Origin of the sequence: Enterobacter cloacae complex sp. EB5 (genome assembly GCF_031432835.1) — a bacterium.
GTDB classification, from domain to species: Bacteria; Pseudomonadota; Gammaproteobacteria; order Enterobacterales; family Enterobacteriaceae; genus Enterobacter; species Enterobacter hormaechei_C.
Genome location: NZ_CP133860.1, coordinates 3,954,361 through 3,972,375, shown reverse-complemented (window position 1 = coordinate 3,972,375; position 18,015 = coordinate 3,954,361). Strand labels below are relative to the sequence as shown.

Below are 18,015 nucleotides of genomic sequence, written 5' to 3'. Positions count from 1 at the left end.
TCCTCCTTAAATTTCACTCAACGTACCATCGTGGCACGTTGCCCGACTGGTGTCTGGATCGACGCTCACAATGCTTACGCTTCGCTGGCGACGATCTGCTCGATAGTCCAGGGATGGAATTTCACCGTCACGTTGCCGTCCGTTACGGCAAGCGTAGGGTTCGGTAAGCGTTCGCGCTCCCCTTTTGGCGAGCTGGTTTTGACGAAAATACCCGGCTGGCTTAACCCCTCGTCGGAAAGCAGCGCCAGCGCACGGGCGTTCAGCGTCTCGGGCTCCCCAGGCAGAACAATTTCGATATGCTCCCAGCCTTCGTGCGGATAACGCTTCTCTCCTGGCCAGGGCAGTTCCACAACGGTGAATTGCCAGTGCGCCACCGTAACCGGCGCGTGAAGTTTGAACAGGCAGATCGGGCGACCGTTAATGATATTCTCCGACAGCAGTTCTCCGCACTGCTCAAAGCCACGCCGCCAGCGTTCGGCGGTGGCGTTCTGGTGGCAGCGCAAAGAGATGTGATCGGCCTCAAGCGGCGCGATATCCAGCCCGAGACGGGTGGCAAGTTCTGTGAACGCCTGGGTGAAGCGCGGTAAATCTGCGGAAATATCATGCAGTTCGTCAATGGTGTGCCAGTTCGCCATAGGTCAGTCTCGTTTCGTGTCGCAAAGCCGCTAATTTACTCTGTTGCCCTCTGTCGACCAACCGCAGAATCACGGTTTTTTCGACTGCATGATTATGCATACCGTCTTCGCCTGGATTCTGAGCGATCTTCGCCCCCCGCAGGGCTGACGCCCGAAGGCATTTGCAGTATACTCCCGCCCTAAATTCTTAAACTGGCGTGGGTGTTTTTTACCCGCATCAAAAACGTAAGGTATCCAGGTGAATATTCAGGCTCTTCTCTCAGAAAAAGTCAGTCAGGCACTGATTGCCGCAGGTGCGCCTGCGGATTGCGAACCACAGGTTCGTCAGTCAGCGAAAGTACAGTTTGGCGACTATCAGGCTAATGGCGTGATGGCAGTGGCTAAAAAACTGGGCATGCCGCCGCGACAGCTCGCTGAGCAGGTACTGACGCATCTGGATCTCACCGGCATCGCCAGCAAAACCGAAATCGCCGGTCCGGGCTTTATCAACATTTTCCTTGAGCCTGCGTTCCTGGCAAGCCACGTTGACGCGGCGCTGAAATCTGACCGTCTGGGCGTGGCTCAGCCAGAAGCCCAGACCGTGGTGGTTGACTACTCCGCGCCAAACGTGGCGAAAGAGATGCACGTCGGTCACCTGCGCTCCACCATCATCGGTGACGCGGCGGTGCGTACCCTGGAGTTCCTTGGTCACAAGGTGATCCGCGCTAACCACGTAGGCGACTGGGGCACGCAGTTCGGCATGCTGATCGCGTATCTGGAAAAGCAGCAGCAGGAAAACGCAGGCGAAATGGCGCTGGCAGACCTGGAAGGTTTCTACCGTGAAGCCAAAAAGCACTATGACGAAGATGAAGCCTTCGCCGAGCGCGCGCGCAGCTACGTGGTAAAACTTCAAGGTGGCGACCCGTACTTCCTCGAGATGTGGCGCAAGCTGGTGGACATTACCATGTCCCAGAACCAGCTTACCTATAACCGTCTGAACGTGACCCTGACCCGTGACGACGTGATGGGTGAAAGCCTGTATAACCCGATGCTGCCAGGCATTGTGGCGGACCTGAAAGCTAAACATCTGGCGGTGGAAAGCGAAGGCGCAACGGTAGTGTTCCTTGATGAGTATAAAAACAAGGAAGGCGAACCGATGGGCGTGATCGTCCAGAAAAAGGATGGCGGCTATCTCTACACCACCACCGACATCGCCTGTGCGAAATACCGTTACGAAACCCTGCATGCGGACCGCGTGCTGTATTACATCGACTCCCGCCAGCACCAGCACCTGATGCAGGCGTGGACGATCGTGCGTAAAGCGGGTTATGTGCCGGATTCCGTGCCGCTGGAACACCACATGTTCGGCATGATGCTGGGTAAAGACGGTAAGCCGTTCAAAACCCGTGCGGGCGGCACCGTGAAGCTTTCCGATCTGCTGGATGAAGCGCTGGAGCGCGCCCGTCGCCTGGTGGCCGAGAAGAACCCGGATATGCCTGCTGACGAGCTGGAGAAACTGGCTAACGCGGTGGGGATCGGCGCGGTGAAATACGCGGATCTCTCCAAGAACCGTACCACCGACTATATCTTCGACTGGGACAACATGCTGGCGTTTGAAGGCAACACGGCGCCATACATGCAGTACGCTTATACCCGCGTACTCTCCGTCTTCCGTAAAGCCAATATCGACGAAAGCGTGCTGGCGAACGCCACGGTGTCTATTACCGAAGACCGTGAAGCACAGCTGGCTGCCCGCCTGCTTCAGTTCGAAGAGACGCTCTCCGTGGTCGCACGCGACGGTACGCCGCACGTTATGTGTGCATACCTGTACGATCTGGCCGGTCTGTTCTCTGGCTTCTATGAACACTGCCCTATCCTCTCTGCCGAGAGCGAAGCGGTGCGCCACAGCCGCCTGAAGCTGGCGCAGCTGACGGCGAAGACCCTGAAGCTGGGTCTGGATACCCTGGGTATCGAAACCGTAGAACGTATGTAAAAAAGAAACCCGGCGAGCGCCGGGTTTTTTATTATCAGAAATATTTCCGCAAATATTCCGTCAGACACAGAATCGCCATGGCCTGTCCATACGGCATTGAGGTCAGCGGTATCTGGCGGTAAAACGCCAGATCGCTGCCCATCCCCGTCCCGAAGGACGTTTGCAGCAGCTCCCCTTCCGGCGAGATGTTTTGCACGATGCCGCGAATCGCTTTCTCCGCCACCTCTGCGTACTCTGCGCCGACATAACGCTTGCGCACGGCTTTCAGAATGCCGTAGGCAAACCCTGCCGTGGCCGACGCCTCCAGATAAGAATCAGGATCGTCCAGCAGCGTATGCCACAATCCGCTCTCGTCCTGACATTTTGCCAGCGCGGCGATCTGCGCGTTCAGTACCTGCACCAGATAGCGACGAACGGCGTTGTTTTCCGGCAGATCCACCAGCTCGAGGAAATCCGGGATCACGATGGTCAGCCAGCTGTTGCCGCGCGCCCAGCGAGCCCGGGCAAAGTTGTGATTGCCGTCGTAATTCCAGCCGTGGAACCACAGCCCGGTCTCCCGATCCATCAGATTCTGTACGTGGAGCAGGAACTGATAGATCGCCTCCTCGACGTACTCCGGCTTGTTCAGCAGCTTGCCGATTTTCGCCAGCGGCAGCACCGTCATCATCAGCGTGTCATCCCACATCTGCTGATGGTTCTCTTCCGCCAGGGTGATGTGCTGCATGCCGCCATGTTCGGTGCGCGGCATCTCATTCATCGCCCATTCCGCCCAGCTTTCCAGCCACGGCAGCCAGGCCGGGTTTTTGGTCTCTTCGTAGCGATACGCCAGCGTCAGGAACGGCGACATGGTATTCACGTTTTTGGTGGTTGCGCCTTCAGCGAAACGGTCAGCAAACCAGCTGTCGATAATCTCGCGCATGCCTTCGTCACCGGTCTGGCAGTAATACTGCCAGATACCGTATAAACCGACGCCGTGGGTCCATTCCCATCCGGCCCAGCCTTTGGTGTCGATCACGCGCCCGTCGTCCAGCCGCAGCAAAAACTCCCCCGTTTTGTCGTGGATATTGACCAGGTTATGCGTCACCTTTTGAATCAGCGATTTCAGCTCATCCCTGGCGATAAAGCGCTCAGGCTGACGCAGTAACGGGCTATGTTTGACAGGCCAAACTTTCATCATCTTAACCTCTGTTGTATGTCGAATTCAGTACCGCGCGATCCTTCAGCGAAGGGGCCGCCGGCTTATTGCGATTCAGATAACCGATGTTGTTGTTGCCCCACAGGGATTCATACGGCATACCGGCCAGCATCTCCACGGTGGCGCGGGCCTGCGGGGTCACCGCCTCTGGCATCGCATGGCCGGACTCGCGCATTTTCGCGGTCTCTTCACGCAGGGTGCTGTGGGTCTGCAAATTGAGTTTGAAGCGCAGGGAGACAAGGAAGCCGCAGAACAGCACCAGAATAGTGCCAACGCTCAGGATCATCAGAATGGTGTGGCTCACTTCCGCAGGCTGCACTTTTTGCCCGCTGACAAAGCCCGACATCTGCATCACGATCCCCACCAGCATTACCGCACCGGCCTGAGACGCTTTACGGGTCAGCGTCATGATGCCAGCGAAGATCCCTTCGCGACGCTGACCGGTGATCACTTCGTCCACGTCAGCAATATAGGTGTAGGTATTCCACGGTACGTAGTTGATACCTCCGCGGCCAAGACCGGCAACCGCAGAGATCAGCAGCAGCAGAGCGTAAACGTCGCTCAGGCCCGCGTAATAAAGCACCGCGTAAGAGAGCGAAGCCAGACCAAACAGCACGACCACCATGCGGTAAGACGGCGCAGGTCCGAAGCGAATGCACAGCGGGATCATGCCGATCACGGCGAGGAACTGGAAAATGGCCATCGTGCCCAGCAGGTTGGACGCCATTGAGGCCTCCTGCATCAACACAAATACCACGTAATAGGTGAACACCGCATTAAAGACGTCCTGGGCGATGTAGCCGCCAAGGTACATCCCCAGATGCTGGCGGAAAATCTTGATACGCAGCGTCGAACTTAATTCGACAAAAAGACGGTTCAGGCTCTGGCCCAGGGTCAGCTTTTTCTTCTCTTCTTCGGCACGCAGGGCCGCTTCAGACCACTCTTCCCGCGGACGCTCCCAGGTGAAGAACCAGACGAAAGTAAGCATCAGCGCGCAGAGTACGGAGAAGACCAGGCTTGCATAGAAGAAGGAGATCGCGTTGTCTTTGCCGAAATGCGTGAGCAGGATCCCCGGGAGGAAGGAGGCCAGAATGGCGGACATCTGCGCCATAGAGATACGCGCCCCGGAGAATTTGGTTTTCTGTTTGAAATCGTCCGTCATCTCCGGCACCAGCGTTTCGTACGGCACCAGGATCATGGTGTAGACGATATCAAAGATCAGATAGGTCAGCAGGTAGTACCAGAAACTCATGTCCCCTACCCACATCAGCGAGTAGCTGAAAACGCAGGGAATACCGAGCAGGATGAAAAACTTACGACGGCCAAAACGCTTGCCCAGCCAGGTGGTGCCAAAGTTATCGGTTAAAAAGCCCATTAACGGGCTGACAACCGCATCCAGCACCCTTGCGGCGGCGAAGATAAAGGTTGCTTCAATCGGTGTGAGTCCACAGAAGGTGGTATAAAAATACAAAAGCCAGGCGGCCGTCAGGGCGGTGGTTCCCGCCCCGAGGAAGTCCCCTGACCCGTAAGCAAGATAATTTGCGAGTCCAATTTTACGTGTTTTCATTGCCGTCAACCCTAATCAGTTTTGGGAGACTCCCTGTAAGCAAACCTCGTCCGGGAGTTTTTACACGGCTACAGTAAAAGTATCGACCTGTTGATACCTTTCTGTTTCTGCCATCACAAAGGGGTGAATGGCAAAAATGCAAAGAGTGTCAATACGCGTGTCACTGATTTATAAAACAGCGTTTCTTTTGTATCAAAAGGGAAGGTCAATTTTGCGAGCCAGCCTTCAGAAATGCCTGAAGACTGGCGAAAAGGCGGGCAATTAGCGGTAGTTGACGAGCACCTCGTTGCGCTGAACTTTCAGCGCCGGGATCAGACGTCCACCGCCTGGCACTTCCCAGATAAAGCGTAAAGGCTCCTGAGCAGACACCCCGTTGAAGGCCTGGGTGGTGCCACTTTGTCCCTCGATTTCCGCGCAGCGGGTCAGCGAGCACAGCCGCACCCGTAACCCGGCCGGTGTGGGTCCCGTCAGGGTGTAATTCCAGGCCACCAGCGTCATCTGCCCGGACACGGGCTCAGAGGCGGACAGCGGACGGGAGGAGATCGACTCCCCCCGATGGTTGAGCGTTAAGCCGATACTGCTGGCCTGCCATGCCCCCTCGCCTGCGGCCTGCGCCGCCAGCGGGAAAAGTAAGATCCACAGCCACTTACGCATTATTTCCCTCCTATGGTCGCCGTCATGCGAATATTGCGGTTATCGGACAGCTCCATATTCGACAGCACCACCAGCTGGTTCAGGCTCCGGCGCAGGAAGCGCGACAGCAACGGACGCAGCGCGTGATTCACCAGCAGCACCGGCGGCGCGCCCAGCATCTCCTGACGCGCCAGCGCCTCCTGGGTTTGCGCCAGTAATCTGTCCGCCAGACCCGGCTCCAGCCCGCCACCGCCCTGCAACGCCTGAAGCAGCAGACGTTCCAGCGGCGTGTCCAGGCCAATGACCTGCACTTCGCCGCTTCCCGGGAACCATTGCTGGGTAATGGCGCGTCCGAGCGCCACGCGCACCACCGCCGTCAGTTCGTGCGGATCGCTTTGCAGCGGCGCATGTTCGGCCAGCGTTTCAAGGATGGTACGCATATCGCGAATGGGCACCTTCTCATCGAGCAGATTTTGCAGCACTTTGTGCAGGGTGGTTAAGGTCAGCACGCCCGGCACCAAATCTTCGGTCAGCTTCGGCATCTCCTGCGTTACGCGGTCGAGCAGCTGCTGCGCCTCCTGACGACCAAACAGTTCCGCAGAGAACTGGCCAATCAGGTGGTTGAGGTGCGTCGCCACCACGGTACTGGCCTCAACGACCGTGTAACCCTGGATCTGCGCCTGCTCTTTCAGGGCGCTCTCAATCCAGATTGCCGCCAGACCAAAGGCCGGGTCGGTCGTCTGCTCACCCGGCATCGTGCCTGCGGCGGTGCCCGGATTAATCGCCAGCCAGCGGCCGGGGTACGCATCACCGCTGCCGATTTCCACCCCTTTCATCAGGATGCGGTAGCGCGCGGGCGGGAGATCCATATTGTCCCGGATGTGGACCACCGGCGGCAGGAAGCCCATATCCTGGGCGAATTTTTTACGAATGCTGCGGATACGGCCAAGCAGCTCACCATCCTGCTGGAAATCCACCATCGGGATCAGGCGGTACCCCACTTCCATCCCCAGCGAATCTTCGAGCTGTACGTCGTTCCAGGTGGCCTCCACCGCCTGGGTGTTCTCAGGCATTTTGACCGGCGCTGGCTCTGCTTTAGGCTGCGTTTCACGGCCACGCATCCACCAGGCAAGGCCCAGCAGCGCGGCGGTGAACAGCAGGAATACCAGGTTTGGCATGCCAGGCACCATACCGAGCAGGCCCAGCACCGCCGCAGAGAGCAGCATAACGCGCGGGTTGCTGAAGAGCTGCCCCACCATCTGCTCGCCCACGTCCTGATCGGTGCTGACGCGGGTCACAATCACGCCCGCCGCGGTGGAGATCACCAGCGCCGGGATCTGCGCCACCAGACCATCACCAATGGTCAGCAGCGTATAGCTTTCCGCTGCGTGGCCCATGTCCATGCCGTGTTGCAGCACGCCGACAAGCAGGCCGCCGACGACGTTAATCACCATGATCAGGATGCCCGCGATGGCGTCACCGCGCACAAACTTACTCGCACCGTCCATGGAGCCGTAGAAATCTGCCTCCTGGGTCACTTCGGCACGGCGTTTTTTCGCTTCATCTTCCGCGATCAGCCCGGCATTCAGGTCCGCGTCGATGGCCATCTGCTTGCCCGGCATCCCGTCGAGCACGAAGCGCGCGCCCACTTCTGCGATTCGCCCCGCCCCTTTAGTGATAACCATGAAGTTGATAATCACCAGAATGACGAACACCACGATACCGATGGCGAAGTTGCCGCCCACCAGGAAGTGACCGAAGGCTTCGACCACCTTGCCCGCCGCCGCCGCGCCGGTGTGCCCTTCCATCAGGATGATACGCGTGGAGGCAACGTTCAGCGCCAGGCGCAGCAGCGTGGTGAACAGCAGGATCGTTGGAAACGCGGCGAACTCCAGCGTGCGCTGGGTGAACATCGCCACCAGCAACACCATGATGGACAACGCAATGTTGAAGGTGAAAAGCAGGTCGAGGATAAATGCCGGTAACGGCAGCACCATCATCGACAGAATTAGCAGGATCAGAATCGGTCCGGCAAGGATCTGCCATTGCGTCGATTTCAGGTTGCCGGGCAGGCGCAACATTGCCACCAGATTAGCCATCAGTGTCCTTCTCGTTCAAAAAATCCAGTGCTTCAGGCACCGGAAGGTTCTCAGGTTTTACAGGTCGTTGACCGCCCGCTAAACGCCAGCGTTTCAGTTGCCACACCCAGGCCAGCACTTCTGCGACAGCGGCGTAGAGCTGGCCCGGGATCTGTTGTCCAATTTCCGCGTGGCGATACAGCGCACGGGCCAGCGGCGGTGCTTCGAGGATCGGCACACGGTTTTCCGTCGCGATTTCGCGAATGCGCAGCGCAATCAGCCCGGCCCCTTTCGCCACCACTTTCGGCGCGCTCATTTTGTTTTCGTCGTACTGAAGCGCCACGGAGTAGTGGGTCGGGTTGGTGACGATGACGTCGGCTTTCGGCACATCTTCCATCATGCGCCGACGCGCGGCGGCACGCTGCATCTGGCGGATACGGCCCTTAACGTGCGGGTCGCCTTCCATCTGTTTATATTCATCGCGGATGTCCTGACGCGACATTCGCAGCTTTTTGATATGGGAAAAGATCTGGAAGATAACGTCGAACGCCACCATCGGAATAATGCTCAGTACCACCAGCAGCGAGCATAACCCGACCAGGTTCAGGGCATTTTTCATCGCCGTCATCGGGGATTCGCTGATCAGGCGCATCATCTCTGGCCAGTGGTGCCACAGAAAAAACCCGGCGGTACTGCCCATAAGAAGCGATTTCAGGATCGCTTTAAGAAGCTCAGCCCCGGTTTGCGCGGAAAACATTTTCGCAATACCGGGTAACGGGTTGAGCTTGGAAAATTTCGGTTGCAGCGGTTTTCCGCTGAACACCAGGCCACCGAGCATGACCGGTGAAACAAGGGCCACGATGACCACGCCCGCGATCAGCGGCAGCAAGGCGATCATCGCGCTTTTCACAAGGTTGATGATTTGAATGAGGATCAGATTGGGGTCATTGACCATGCTGTGATCAAAACGTAAGCCAGCCGAGAGCATTCCCGCCAGTCTGCGGGCGAGCAGCTCCCCGCCCCACCAGATTATGCAGACGCCCACCACCAGGATCAGCAGGGATGTCAGCTCTCGGGATCGGGGGATCTGCCCATCCTCACGGGCTTTTTCAAGTCGGTGGGGTGTGGGGGCTTCTGTTTTGTCGTCGTTCTCTTCTGCCACTGTGCCTGCTCGCAGCCCATTAATTCACGGGTATCATGCCTAAGAATTACTTTGGCAATCGCGTAAACAAACCAATAAAAAGGGCCGATTTAATCCCTTAACACCCATTACGCCTGCCTCTGGTTTCGTTTCTTGCGTAGCGCATTCCAGTTTTAAAATTTTCATTCTGGACCGTCTGGTAACCCCTGGTTGGGTTTGATAGCTTTTCTTAAAGGCCTCAATAAAAAGGATGTTTTATGAAGTGGAGTAAGTTGTTAAATAGCAGCAGACGCAAAGATAAAGAGAAAAATCCGGGTTCAAAAAAGTCCGACCTCGCTGCCGGTAGGCAAGAGATTGAACGAGACTTTGACCGCTTACTCTTCGCAGCGCCAACCCGTCGTTTAGCTGATAAAACGCAGGTTTTCCCACTGGATCTGAATGACAGCGTACGTACCCGATTGACCCATTCCCACGAAGTGGCGAATTTTGCCAGAGGCATCGGGATGCGTCTTGCCTTTGAAATGAAACAAGAAATATTTGGAAGCGACTGTAACCACTTAATACTGGAACGCGATGTCCCCGCTCTGTTGGCAACGATTGGACTGGCACATGATTTGGGTAATCCTCCTTTCGGGCATCAGGGAGAGGCAGCGATGGCGGCGTGGTTTCGTCGCAATTTGGCTCCCCTGGTTGCGCATGAATTCGATGAAGAAAGCGGCAGGATATTCAATGATTTCATGAACTTCGATGGCAATTCTCAAACGCTGCGCCTTGTGACCAGACTTCAAATTATCAATGATAATTATGGTTTGAATCTTACGTATGCGTCACTTGCGGCCATGATTAAATACCCTCAGTCCTCCTACATCAAAAACAAGAAATGGAGTAAACATGGATATCTGTTCTCGGAAGAAAAAGTGGTACATGATATTTGGCAGGAAACAGGCCTTTCTGAAGGACTCAGACATCCCTTTACCTATTTAATGGAAGCGTGTGATGACATAGCGTATTCAATTCTTGATGCGGAAGACACCATAAAAAAAGGGCTAGCATCCTATCAGGATCTGATTAGTTTTCTGACAAGCTGGAAAAACGGAACAGATCAAACAATTAATCAGTTGGTAAAAAAAGTACAGGATAAGAATCAGGAATGGGACGACCGAAAACAAGAGCTTTCCCCCGCCGAAATCAATGATATGAGTATGCAAATGTTCCGTGTGCACGGAACAAATGTACTCATCACGAGTGTTGTTGAGGCTTTTCGACGGTGCCATAAACAACTTTGCAATACCGAGTGCGCTATTAAGGATCTGATAAGTATCAGTGATGGAAATGAACTTTGTTCAGCGTTGAAAAAATTTGATCAAACCCGTGGCTATCGTCATCGAACCGTACTTGAGCTGGAGCTGAAAGGCTCAAACTACATACAGGGGCTCATGGACATGCTCTGGGTAGGTATAAAGGGTCGTAAAAGCGGTGGAAAGGAATGGGATACACCATTTGGTCGTTATGCGTATGGCCGAATCTCTGAAAACTACCGCCGAGTGTTTGATGATAAAGAAAACAACTTACCCCCGCTTTATAAAGAAGCGCAGTTGCTCGCTGATGCTGTTTCAGGAATGACAGACAGTTATTTGATACGCCTTCACGATGAGCTAAAATCGCTTTATGAATATGAAAGTCGTCTCCAGCCATCAACGCCTTAAGCTAAGAATCGAAGATTTCTTTGACGTTAGCGAAGAGCGAAAGCAAGCCAGAGCGCTCATCGACGCTCTGGCTGAGCGCTCGCACGCGTGGATTTTTGGCGGGATGATTCGCGATATCGGTCTTTTTGGGCGTGGAGGCTTTACTTCGGATATCGATCTGGTCATTGATCTGTCACGAGAAGAGCTGATTAACGCGCTGAACAGACACAACATCGAATGTTTCAGCGTAAATAAGCTGGGCGGGATCCGCTTCCATTACATGAGTCTGGATTTTGATATCTGGAGCATCAATGATACCTGGGCCTTTAAGAACAGGATTGTTGAGTTTAAAGATACCTATAGCTTATTGAATACAACGCTGATGTCATGGGATTCAATTCTTTACGATGTGAAGAAGAAACATCTCATTAGTCCTGATAACTATCTCCATGACTTGCATCACCGTCGGCTTGAACTCGTATTACAGAAAACACCTAACGAAGTGGGTTCTGTAATCAAGATCTTGCGCACAATCTATAACAAGCGAGTCCAGATCCTGGGGCCACAGTTGACCGATTTTTTGTTACAGGCTCTGCATGAACACAGCTTTGACCAGCTAAGGCAGTATGAATACGGTAGTTATCGCTCTTCTTCCTTTAGCGTCGAGGATCTGCGTCGTCTCAAAGAAGACCTCTGTCATTTCCGAACCGGATTCGATATTAAAATTCGAATTTAAACCATAGAAAACACCACCTCAATGAGGTGGTGTTTTTACATTAAAAACCAAGACTGTCCAGCAGATCGTCCACCTGATCCTGGCTTGCCACCACGCCTGCTTTGCTGGTGTCAAGCTGTGGACCATTGAGCAGGCTTTCGTTCTCGCGTTTCGGACGGGCAGCCGGTTCCGGTATGTTCTCCAGCAGCACCATCAGCAGCTGACGTTCAATCTCCTGAATCACATCCATCATGCGCTTGATCACCTGGCCGGTGAGGTCCTGGAAATCCTGCGCCATCATGATGTCCAGCAGCTGGGCATTGGTGAAGCTGGTGTGGCCCGGCACGTCACCCAGGTACTGACGGGTATCCGTTACCAGTTCGCGGGCATCCGCCAGCTCAATAGGGTTCTCAAACCACTCATCCCAGCGTTTGCTCAGCGCTTTCGCCCCCTTCTCCATCGCATCCTGGTGCGGCTGCGAGGCTTCAACGCTGTTCAGCGCACGCTCGGCCGCCTGCGCGGTCATCTGCACGACGTAGTCCAGACGGTCGCGCGCGTCAGGGATGGCTTCCGCCGCTTCGGCGATAGCCTGGTCCAGCCCCAGCTCACGCAGGCTGTCGCGCAGCATGCGGGTCAGGCTACCAATGCGGGCAATAATGTCGCTCGGCGAATGTTCTTCAACGGGTTTCATAGCAGGTTGCAACATATCCATCACCTCACATGCCGAGTTTCTCGAAGATCTTCCCGAGCTTCTCTTCCAGAGTCGCCGCGGTGAATGGCTTCACCACGTAGCCGCTTGCGCCCGCCTGTGCAGCGGCAATAATGTTCTCTTTCTTCGCTTCTGCGGTCACCATCAGCACCGGCAGAGAGGCCATGCCCGCATCCGCGCGGATGGTTTTCAGCAGTTCGAGACCGTCCATGTTCGGCATGTTCCAGTCGGAAATCACAAAACCAAACCCGCCAGCCTGGAGTTTGTTCAGCGCATCCACCCCGTCTTCTGCTTCTTCAACATTGTTGAAGCCCAGCTCTTTCAGCAGGTTGCGCACAATGCGACGCATGGTGGAAAAGTCATCCACAACCAAAAACTTAAGCTCTTTATCCGCCATAAAATAATACTCCTGAGTCAAATACGTATTGCCTGTCCGGCACTGATTTTCGCCAGCATCTGCTGGCTTACCTGGCTAAGATCGACCACTTCGCTTACGCCACCCATATTGATGGCCTCGCGCGGCATGCCGAACACCACACAACTTGCTTCATTCTGCGCAATCGTCCAGGCGCCAGCCTGGTGCATCGCAAGCATTCCGGCGGCGCCGTCGTTGCCCATCCCCGTCAGGATCACCCCAACGGCGTTGCGCCCCGCATGTTTCGCCACCGAATGAAACAGCACATCCACCGACGGACGGTGCCGGTTAACCGGCGGCCCGTCATGAATTTTGATTTGATAGTTCGCCCCGCTGCGCGCCAGCTCCATGTGCTTGTCACCCGGGGCGATATAGGCGTGACCCGGCAGCACGCGCTCGCCGTCTTCCGCCTCTTTCACGCTGATCTGGCACAGCTTATTCAGGCGCTCCGCGAACGAGCGGGTAAAGCCCGGCGGCATATGTTGCGTAATCAGGATACCCGGGCTTGAGAGCGGCAATGGCTGGAGTACATGGCGAATTGCCTCTGTTCCTCCGGTTGATGCGCCAATGACCAGCAACTTTTCCGAGCTGAGTAACGGCCCCGCCTTCAGGGTTGCCGGGGCTGCCGTCGGTTTATGCGCGGCAAGCTTCGCCCGGGACGCGGTGCGGATCTTCTCGGCGATCATCTCGCTGTACGCCAGCATCCCCTCGCGAATGCCGAGCTGCGGCTTGGTGACAAAATCCACCGCCCCCAGCTCCAGCGCGCGCAGGGTGATTTCTGAACCTTTACCGGTCAGAGATGACACCATCACCACCGGCATCGGGCGCAGGCGCATTAATTTTTCCAGGAAATCGATGCCATCCATGCGCGGCATTTCAACATCCAGCGTCAGCACGTCGGGGTTATATTTTTTGATTAAATCCCGCGCGACCAGCGGATCGGGCGCTGTCGCCACCATCTCCATATCGCTGTGGCTATTGATGATTTCGGTCATGATCTGACGCATCAGCGCCGAATCATCGACAGACAATACCCTGATTTTACTCATGCTTTTTCCTTACTCAGCGCATATACCGTTTGCCCACGCAGGCTAAACTCACGCACGAGGTTGCTGAAGTTTTCCGAGTGCCCGGCAAACAGTAAACCGTCAGGCTTGAGCAACGGAACAAAGCGACGCAATATGTCCTGTTGCGTCGTTTTATCAAAATAAATCATCACGTTACGGCAAAAAATGGCGTCGAATGGCCCCGGCACGTTGTACTGCTTATCCAGTAAATTAACGGGGGCAAATTCCACGCAGTTCGCCAGCTCCTGGCGTACGCGCACCAGTCCTTCATGCGGGCCGGTACCGCGCATGAAGTAACGCTGTAGCTGCTGGGGAGACAGCGTTTTCAGCTCATCCTGGCGATAAACGCCGTTACGGGCTTTTTCCAGCACTTCCGTGTCGATGTCGCTGGCGTACACTTTCCAGCGGCCCGGCGCCATGCCCAGGGTGTCCGCCAGGGTGATGGCCAGCGAGTACGGCTCTTCCCCGGTAGAGGCCGCCGCGCTCCAGACGCGATACTCTCCGCTACGGCGACGGGCGTGTTCCGCCAGCACCGGGAAGTGATGCGCCTCGCGGAAAAACGCGGTCAGGTTGGTGGTTAATGAGTTGATAAATGCCTGCCATTCGGCGCTGTTCTGGTTCGCTTCGAGCATGCTCAGATAGCGGCCAAAATCGTCCAGCCCCAGCGTGCGCAAGCGCCGCACCAGCCGGTTGTAGACCATGTCTCGCTTATGGTCCGCAAGCACGATCCCCGCACGCTGGTAGATTAACTGACATATCCGACGAAAATGCGCGTCGGACAGCGCGAGGCGCTGTGTCATCTGCAACAATAATGACGTTTGCCCTGAGGGCATGGGTGATGTCATAGCGCCTTCTCAATCACATTCAGGATACAACGGGCACGGCCTGTGACCGTCCGACTTCTGTTACTGCTTCAACGTGCTCTTTCACATTAAATACGGCGACTAACCCGGTAAGGTGATCCGCCTGGTTTGCCAGCTGATCGGTCGCCGCCGCCGCCTCTTCCACCAGTGAGGCGTTCTGCTGCGTAACCTGATCCATCTGTGTAACGGCCTGCGCCACCTGCTCAATACCACGGCGTTGTTCATCAGACGCCGAGGCAATCTCGCCCATAATGTCGTTAACCCGCGTCACGGAGGTGACAATCTCGTGCATGGTCTGCGCGGCGGTATCCACCAGCGCGGAGCCCTGCTGAACGCGGGAGACCGACTCTTCTATCAGCCCTTTGATCTCTTTCGCCGCATTGGCGCTGCGGCTGGCGAGGTTACGGACTTCACCGGCAACCACCGCAAACCCGCGCCCCTGCTCCCCGGCACGCGCCGCTTCAACGGCCGCGTTCAGCGCCAGAATATTGGTCTGGAACGCGATACCGTCGATGACGCTGATAATGTCGCCAATTTTCTGCGAGCTGGCGGCAATCTCCTGCATCGTGCTGGCGACGTGAGAAGCCTGATCGCCCCCACGTTTCGCCGTCATCGCCGCCTGTTTTGACAAGTCGGACGCCTGACGCGCGTTATCGGCGTTCTGGCTTACCGTCGCGGTCAGCTGCTCCATGCTGGCCGCCGTCTGCGCCAGCGATGCCGCCTGCTGTTCGGTGCGTGATGAGAGATCGTTATTGCCTGCCGCAATCTCGGAGATCCCGGTATGCATGGCGTAACTGCCCTGGCGAACGTTGCTTACCGTTTCCCGCAGCGACCCCTGCATCGCCTTCAGGCTGGCGAAAATCGCTGATATTTCATTCCTGCCATACACGGCCACCGGACGCGCCAGGTCGCCCTTCGCAATACTGTCGAAGTGGCTGCTGACGATGGCCAGCGGCTGGACGATCATTTTGCGCGACCACCACAGCGAGCCGCCGGTCAGCAGGGCGGCCAGGATCACCATGGTCAGGAATATCGCCCCTGACATGCGGTAGCTGGTACGGCTGTCCGCACCGGCACGCGCCACAAACTGGTTAATATCCTGCTGCCACGCGTTAAAGCTGCCGTCAAACGCCGCCTGAGACGCCTGCACCGGCGCGGTCAGGAAATCTGAAAGCTGGTTGTTCTCCAGCCACGTCGCCTGATGGTCGAGATCGCCGTACCACACATCAAAGGTTTTTTTCATGGCGACTTTCAGCGCTTTCTCTTTCTCACTGACCGCCTTCTGCGCCGTAAAGGCCTTAAACTGCGCGTCGGCCTGCTTCAGGCTGCTGCGGGCCACGACCATCAGCGCCTTAATATCCTCCGGCGGATAGCTCAGCGCGGTTAACGTCCCTGCTTTGTTCAGCGCAGTGCTTGCCTGCAACAGCACGGCACGCGTTTGTGCCAGTGCGGAGCGCTGCTGATTACTCGTCTCAACTTCCTGCAAATTCTGATAGCCATCGCGAAACGCCCAGAAAGACAACCCGTTACTGCCAACCTGCAAAACCCCACACAGGATCAGAATCAAAAACAGTGTGGTCGAGATACGAATACGATTTAACATCCACGCTCCCATCAAGCGGCAAGCAGCCGCGGTTTAATTGTCAGTCAAAATGTTTCCCAGTTTTCATCTTGTCCGGTCACCGCTGCGCGCGTACGTGTTGTCACGGGCGCCGGGGTTGCTTCGCTGTACGCCGACCGCGAGCTGACCGTATTTGTCGTTTTTGAAGTAAGACGGAACGCCGAGACGGCCATTTTCAGGCGGCTCGCCTGGTCCTCCAGCGCAGCGGCCGCGGCAGCGGACTCCTGCACCAGGGCGGCGTTTTGCTGCGTCACACGATCCATTTCCGATACCGCCAGGGCGACCTGGTCAATACCACGACTCTGCTCATCCGATGCAGAGGCGATTTCACCCATGATGTCCGTCACGCGCGTCACGGCATTCACGATGTCATTCATGGTTTCACCCGCACTTTCCACCAGCACCGAGCCGGTATCCACGCGTGAAACAGAGTCTTCAATCAGGGCTTTGATCTCTTTCGCCGCATTGGCGCTGCGGCTGGCGAGGTTACGTACTTCGCCAGCGACCACGGCAAACCCGCGCCCCTGCTCGCCCGCACGCGCCGCTTCAACGGCCGCGTTCAGCGCCAGGATGTTGGTCTGGAAAGCGATGCCGTCGATAACGCTGATGATGTCGGCGATTTTCTTCGAGCTGTCGGCAATGTCATGCATGGTTTTCACCACGCCGTCGACCACCCGCCCTCCGCGCTGGGCGGTGTCGGACGCGCTTTCTGCAAGCTGCGACGCCTGGCGGGCGTTGTCGGCATTCTGCTTCACGGTCGCGGTGAGCTGCTCCATGCTGGCCGCCGTCTCTTCCAGAGCGGACGCCTGCTGTTCGGTACGGGACGAGAGATCGTTGTTGCCCATCGCGATTTCACTCGTGCCGGTATAGATGGCATCCGCCCCCTCGCGCACGTTGGCGACGGTATCAATCAGCGAACGCTGCATATGGTCGACGCTGGTTGCCAGCTCGGTGATCTCATTGCGGCCAGAAACGGTCAGCGTTTTCGTGAGATCGCCCCGGCCAATATCACGAATATGGGCAATGACGCGGCCAAGCGGGTTAAGCAGGATATGACGAATGCCGTACCACACGGCCACCAGCACGATGACCAGCGCGAGGGCGAGAACCGCCATCTGCCATTTCGCGAAACGGTAGTCGTTCTGGCTTTGCGTAAAGGCGGAGTGATAAAGCTCGCCGCTGGCTTTGGCGTACTCGCCGAGCGCCGCGCCGAGGGCGTTCTGCATTCCCTGGGTCGGCTGCGCGAAATAGGCGTCCATATTGCCCTGCTCCAGGAACTGCACCAGCTCCGTGAGGCCAGCGAAGTAGGCCTGATATTTTTCATCTATGTTCGCGCTCGCCTGCGCCATTGCCGGCTGAGGGGCGATTTTTTTGAAGGCGTCGTAATGTTTCGCCGCGTCTGCCAGCGTGGCGCGCGCATTCTTCAGCAGTTCCGTTTTTGCGCTGCTCTGTTGGTTATTCGGGTCCATCATCATGCGGGCAGACGAGCGGCTCAGGTTGATACGCGTCTGCAACATCAGATCCCAGGTCGTGGTCAGTTCGCTTTGCTGCATTCGCAAATCGTTCGAGGCCGCGAAGCTGTCCTGGTTCTGTTTTAACGACGAGAAAAAGAGGCCGCCAGAAATAAGCTGAAGAAGTGCGAAAATGACCAGCACCATCATAAGCATTGTGACAACGCGGATACGGTTCAACATACAACACCTTCTCATAGATTTATTA

Annotated in this window: 15 protein-coding genes; 3 read left to right on the top strand and 12 right to left on the bottom strand. The window is 56.2% G+C overall.

Features of this window, described 5'->3' with window-relative positions; translation table 11 throughout:
* Positions 1 to 74 precede the first annotated feature (74 nt).
* Positions 75 to 635: a VOC family protein gene (locus tag RHN82_RS19055; protein WP_015570274.1), complete on the bottom strand. Its 561-nt coding sequence runs from the start codon at positions 633 to 635 to the stop codon at positions 75 to 77.
* 238 nt (positions 636 to 873) lie between these two features.
* Here RHN82_RS19055 and argS point away from each other — a divergent pair, with 238 nt between their 5' ends.
* Positions 874 to 2,607: an arginine--tRNA ligase gene (gene argS, locus RHN82_RS19050; protein ID WP_032648767.1), complete on the top strand. Its 1,734-nt coding sequence runs from the start codon at positions 874 to 876 to the stop codon at positions 2,605 to 2,607.
* 34 nt (positions 2,608 to 2,641) lie between these two features.
* On the opposite strand, the gene RHN82_RS19045 is transcribed toward argS, so the two are convergent.
* The 5 genes from RHN82_RS19045 to flhB all read right to left on the bottom strand — a co-directional run bounded on the left by RHN82_RS19045 (position 2,642) and on the right by flhB (position 9,242).
* Entirely contained in the window at positions 2,642 to 3,781 is a 1,140-nt protein-coding gene (locus tag RHN82_RS19045) for a glycoside hydrolase family 105 protein (RefSeq protein ID WP_026080697.1), read from the bottom strand.
* A gap of 4 nt (positions 3,782 to 3,785) precedes the next feature.
* Positions 3,786 to 5,369, bottom strand: coding sequence for an MFS transporter (locus tag RHN82_RS19040; RefSeq protein WP_003859727.1), 1,584 nt, complete (start codon positions 5,367 to 5,369; stop codon positions 3,786 to 3,788).
* A 261-nt stretch (positions 5,370 to 5,630) separates the two neighbouring features.
* Positions 5,631 to 6,023: a flagellar protein FlhE gene (locus tag RHN82_RS19035; protein ID WP_003859725.1), complete on the bottom strand. Its 393-nt coding sequence runs from the start codon at positions 6,021 to 6,023 to the stop codon at positions 5,631 to 5,633.
* The gene (gene flhA, locus RHN82_RS19030) at positions 6,023 to 8,101 is read right to left on the bottom strand and encodes a flagellar biosynthesis protein FlhA (RefSeq protein ID WP_047051625.1); all 2,079 of its coding nucleotides are present in this window, start codon (positions 8,099 to 8,101) and stop codon (positions 6,023 to 6,025) included. The genes RHN82_RS19035 and flhA overlap by 1 nt, the downstream gene beginning before the upstream one ends.
* The gene (gene flhB / locus RHN82_RS19025; protein WP_047051626.1) at positions 8,094 to 9,242 is read right to left on the bottom strand and encodes a flagellar biosynthesis protein FlhB; all 1,149 of its coding nucleotides are present in this window, start codon (positions 9,240 to 9,242) and stop codon (positions 8,094 to 8,096) included. The genes flhA and flhB overlap by 8 nt, the downstream gene beginning before the upstream one ends.
* A gap of 236 nt (positions 9,243 to 9,478) precedes the next feature.
* On the opposite strand from flhB, the gene RHN82_RS19020 reads away from it, so the two are divergent.
* Positions 9,479 to 10,927, top strand: coding sequence for a deoxyguanosinetriphosphate triphosphohydrolase family protein (locus RHN82_RS19020; RefSeq protein WP_047051627.1), 1,449 nt, complete (start codon positions 9,479 to 9,481; stop codon positions 10,925 to 10,927).
* A complete protein-coding gene (locus RHN82_RS19015) occupies positions 10,890 to 11,642 on the top strand; it encodes a hypothetical protein (protein ID WP_047051628.1) in 753 nt (250 codons plus the stop codon). Before RHN82_RS19020 ends, RHN82_RS19015 begins: the two co-directional genes overlap by 38 nt.
* Positions 11,643 to 11,682: 40 nt before the next feature.
* On the opposite strand, the gene cheZ is transcribed toward RHN82_RS19015, so the two are convergent.
* From cheZ to tar, 6 genes are read right to left on the bottom strand one after another with little or no spacing between them, the layout of a single operon-like run.
* Positions 11,683 to 12,327: a protein phosphatase CheZ gene (cheZ, locus tag RHN82_RS19010; protein ID WP_003859718.1), complete on the bottom strand. Its 645-nt coding sequence runs from the start codon at positions 12,325 to 12,327 to the stop codon at positions 11,683 to 11,685.
* A gap of 10 nt (positions 12,328 to 12,337) precedes the next feature.
* A complete protein-coding gene (cheY, locus tag RHN82_RS19005) occupies positions 12,338 to 12,727 on the bottom strand; it encodes a chemotaxis response regulator CheY (RefSeq protein ID WP_000763862.1) in 390 nt (129 codons plus the stop codon).
* Positions 12,728 to 12,744: 17 nt separating this feature from the next.
* Positions 12,745 to 13,794 (bottom strand): chemotaxis response regulator protein-glutamate methylesterase, encoded by a 1,050-nt coding sequence (locus RHN82_RS19000; RefSeq protein WP_003859716.1) that lies wholly within the window; start codon positions 13,792 to 13,794, stop codon positions 12,745 to 12,747.
* Complete coding sequence (gene cheR / locus RHN82_RS18995) at positions 13,791 to 14,657, bottom strand: protein-glutamate O-methyltransferase CheR (RefSeq protein ID WP_017384409.1); 867 nt, start codon at positions 14,655 to 14,657, stop codon at positions 13,791 to 13,793. The genes RHN82_RS19000 and cheR overlap by 4 nt, the downstream gene beginning before the upstream one ends.
* Positions 14,658 to 14,676: 19 nt before the next feature.
* Entirely contained in the window at positions 14,677 to 16,278 is a 1,602-nt protein-coding gene (gene tap / locus RHN82_RS18990; RefSeq protein ID WP_047051629.1) for a methyl-accepting chemotaxis protein IV, read from the bottom strand.
* Positions 16,279 to 16,322: 44 nt separating this feature from the next.
* On the bottom strand, positions 16,323 to 17,990 hold the full coding sequence (gene tar / locus RHN82_RS18985; RefSeq protein ID WP_032648771.1) for a methyl-accepting chemotaxis protein II: 1,668 nt from the start codon (positions 17,988 to 17,990) through the stop codon (positions 16,323 to 16,325).
* Between the last annotated feature and the right edge of the window lie 25 nt (positions 17,991 to 18,015).

Coding starts and splice junctions, on each gene's coding strand:
- RHN82_RS19055 (WP_015570274.1), bottom strand. CDS start 635: ATGGCGAACTGGCACACCATTGACGAACTGCATGATATTTCCGCAGAT.
- RHN82_RS19045 (WP_026080697.1), bottom strand. CDS start 3,781: ATGAAAGTTTGGCCTGTCAAACATAGCCCGTTACTGCGTCAGCCTGAG.
- RHN82_RS19040 (WP_003859727.1), bottom strand. CDS start 5,369: ATGAAAACACGTAAAATTGGACTCGCAAATTATCTTGCTTACGGGTCA.
- RHN82_RS19035 (WP_003859725.1), bottom strand. CDS start 6,023: ATGCGTAAGTGGCTGTGGATCTTACTTTTCCCGCTGGCGGCGCAGGCC.
- flhA (WP_047051625.1), bottom strand. CDS start 8,101: ATGGCTAATCTGGTGGCAATGTTGCGCCTGCCCGGCAACCTGAAATCG.
- RHN82_RS19020 (WP_047051627.1), top strand. CDS start 9,479: ATGAAGTGGAGTAAGTTGTTAAATAGCAGCAGACGCAAAGATAAAGAG.
- RHN82_RS19015 (WP_047051628.1), top strand. CDS start 10,890: ATGAATATGAAAGTCGTCTCCAGCCATCAACGCCTTAAGCTAAGAATC.
- cheZ (WP_003859718.1), bottom strand. CDS start 12,327: ATGTTGCAACCTGCTATGAAACCCGTTGAAGAACATTCGCCGAGCGAC.
- cheY (WP_000763862.1), bottom strand. CDS start 12,727: ATGGCGGATAAAGAGCTTAAGTTTTTGGTTGTGGATGACTTTTCCACC.
- RHN82_RS19000 (WP_003859716.1), bottom strand. CDS start 13,794: ATGAGTAAAATCAGGGTATTGTCTGTCGATGATTCGGCGCTGATGCGT.
- cheR (WP_017384409.1), bottom strand. CDS start 14,657: ATGACATCACCCATGCCCTCAGGGCAAACGTCATTATTGTTGCAGATG.
- tap (WP_047051629.1), bottom strand. CDS start 16,278: ATGTTAAATCGTATTCGTATCTCGACCACACTGTTTTTGATTCTGATC.
- tar (WP_032648771.1), bottom strand. CDS start 17,990: ATGTTGAACCGTATCCGCGTTGTCACAATGCTTATGATGGTGCTGGTC.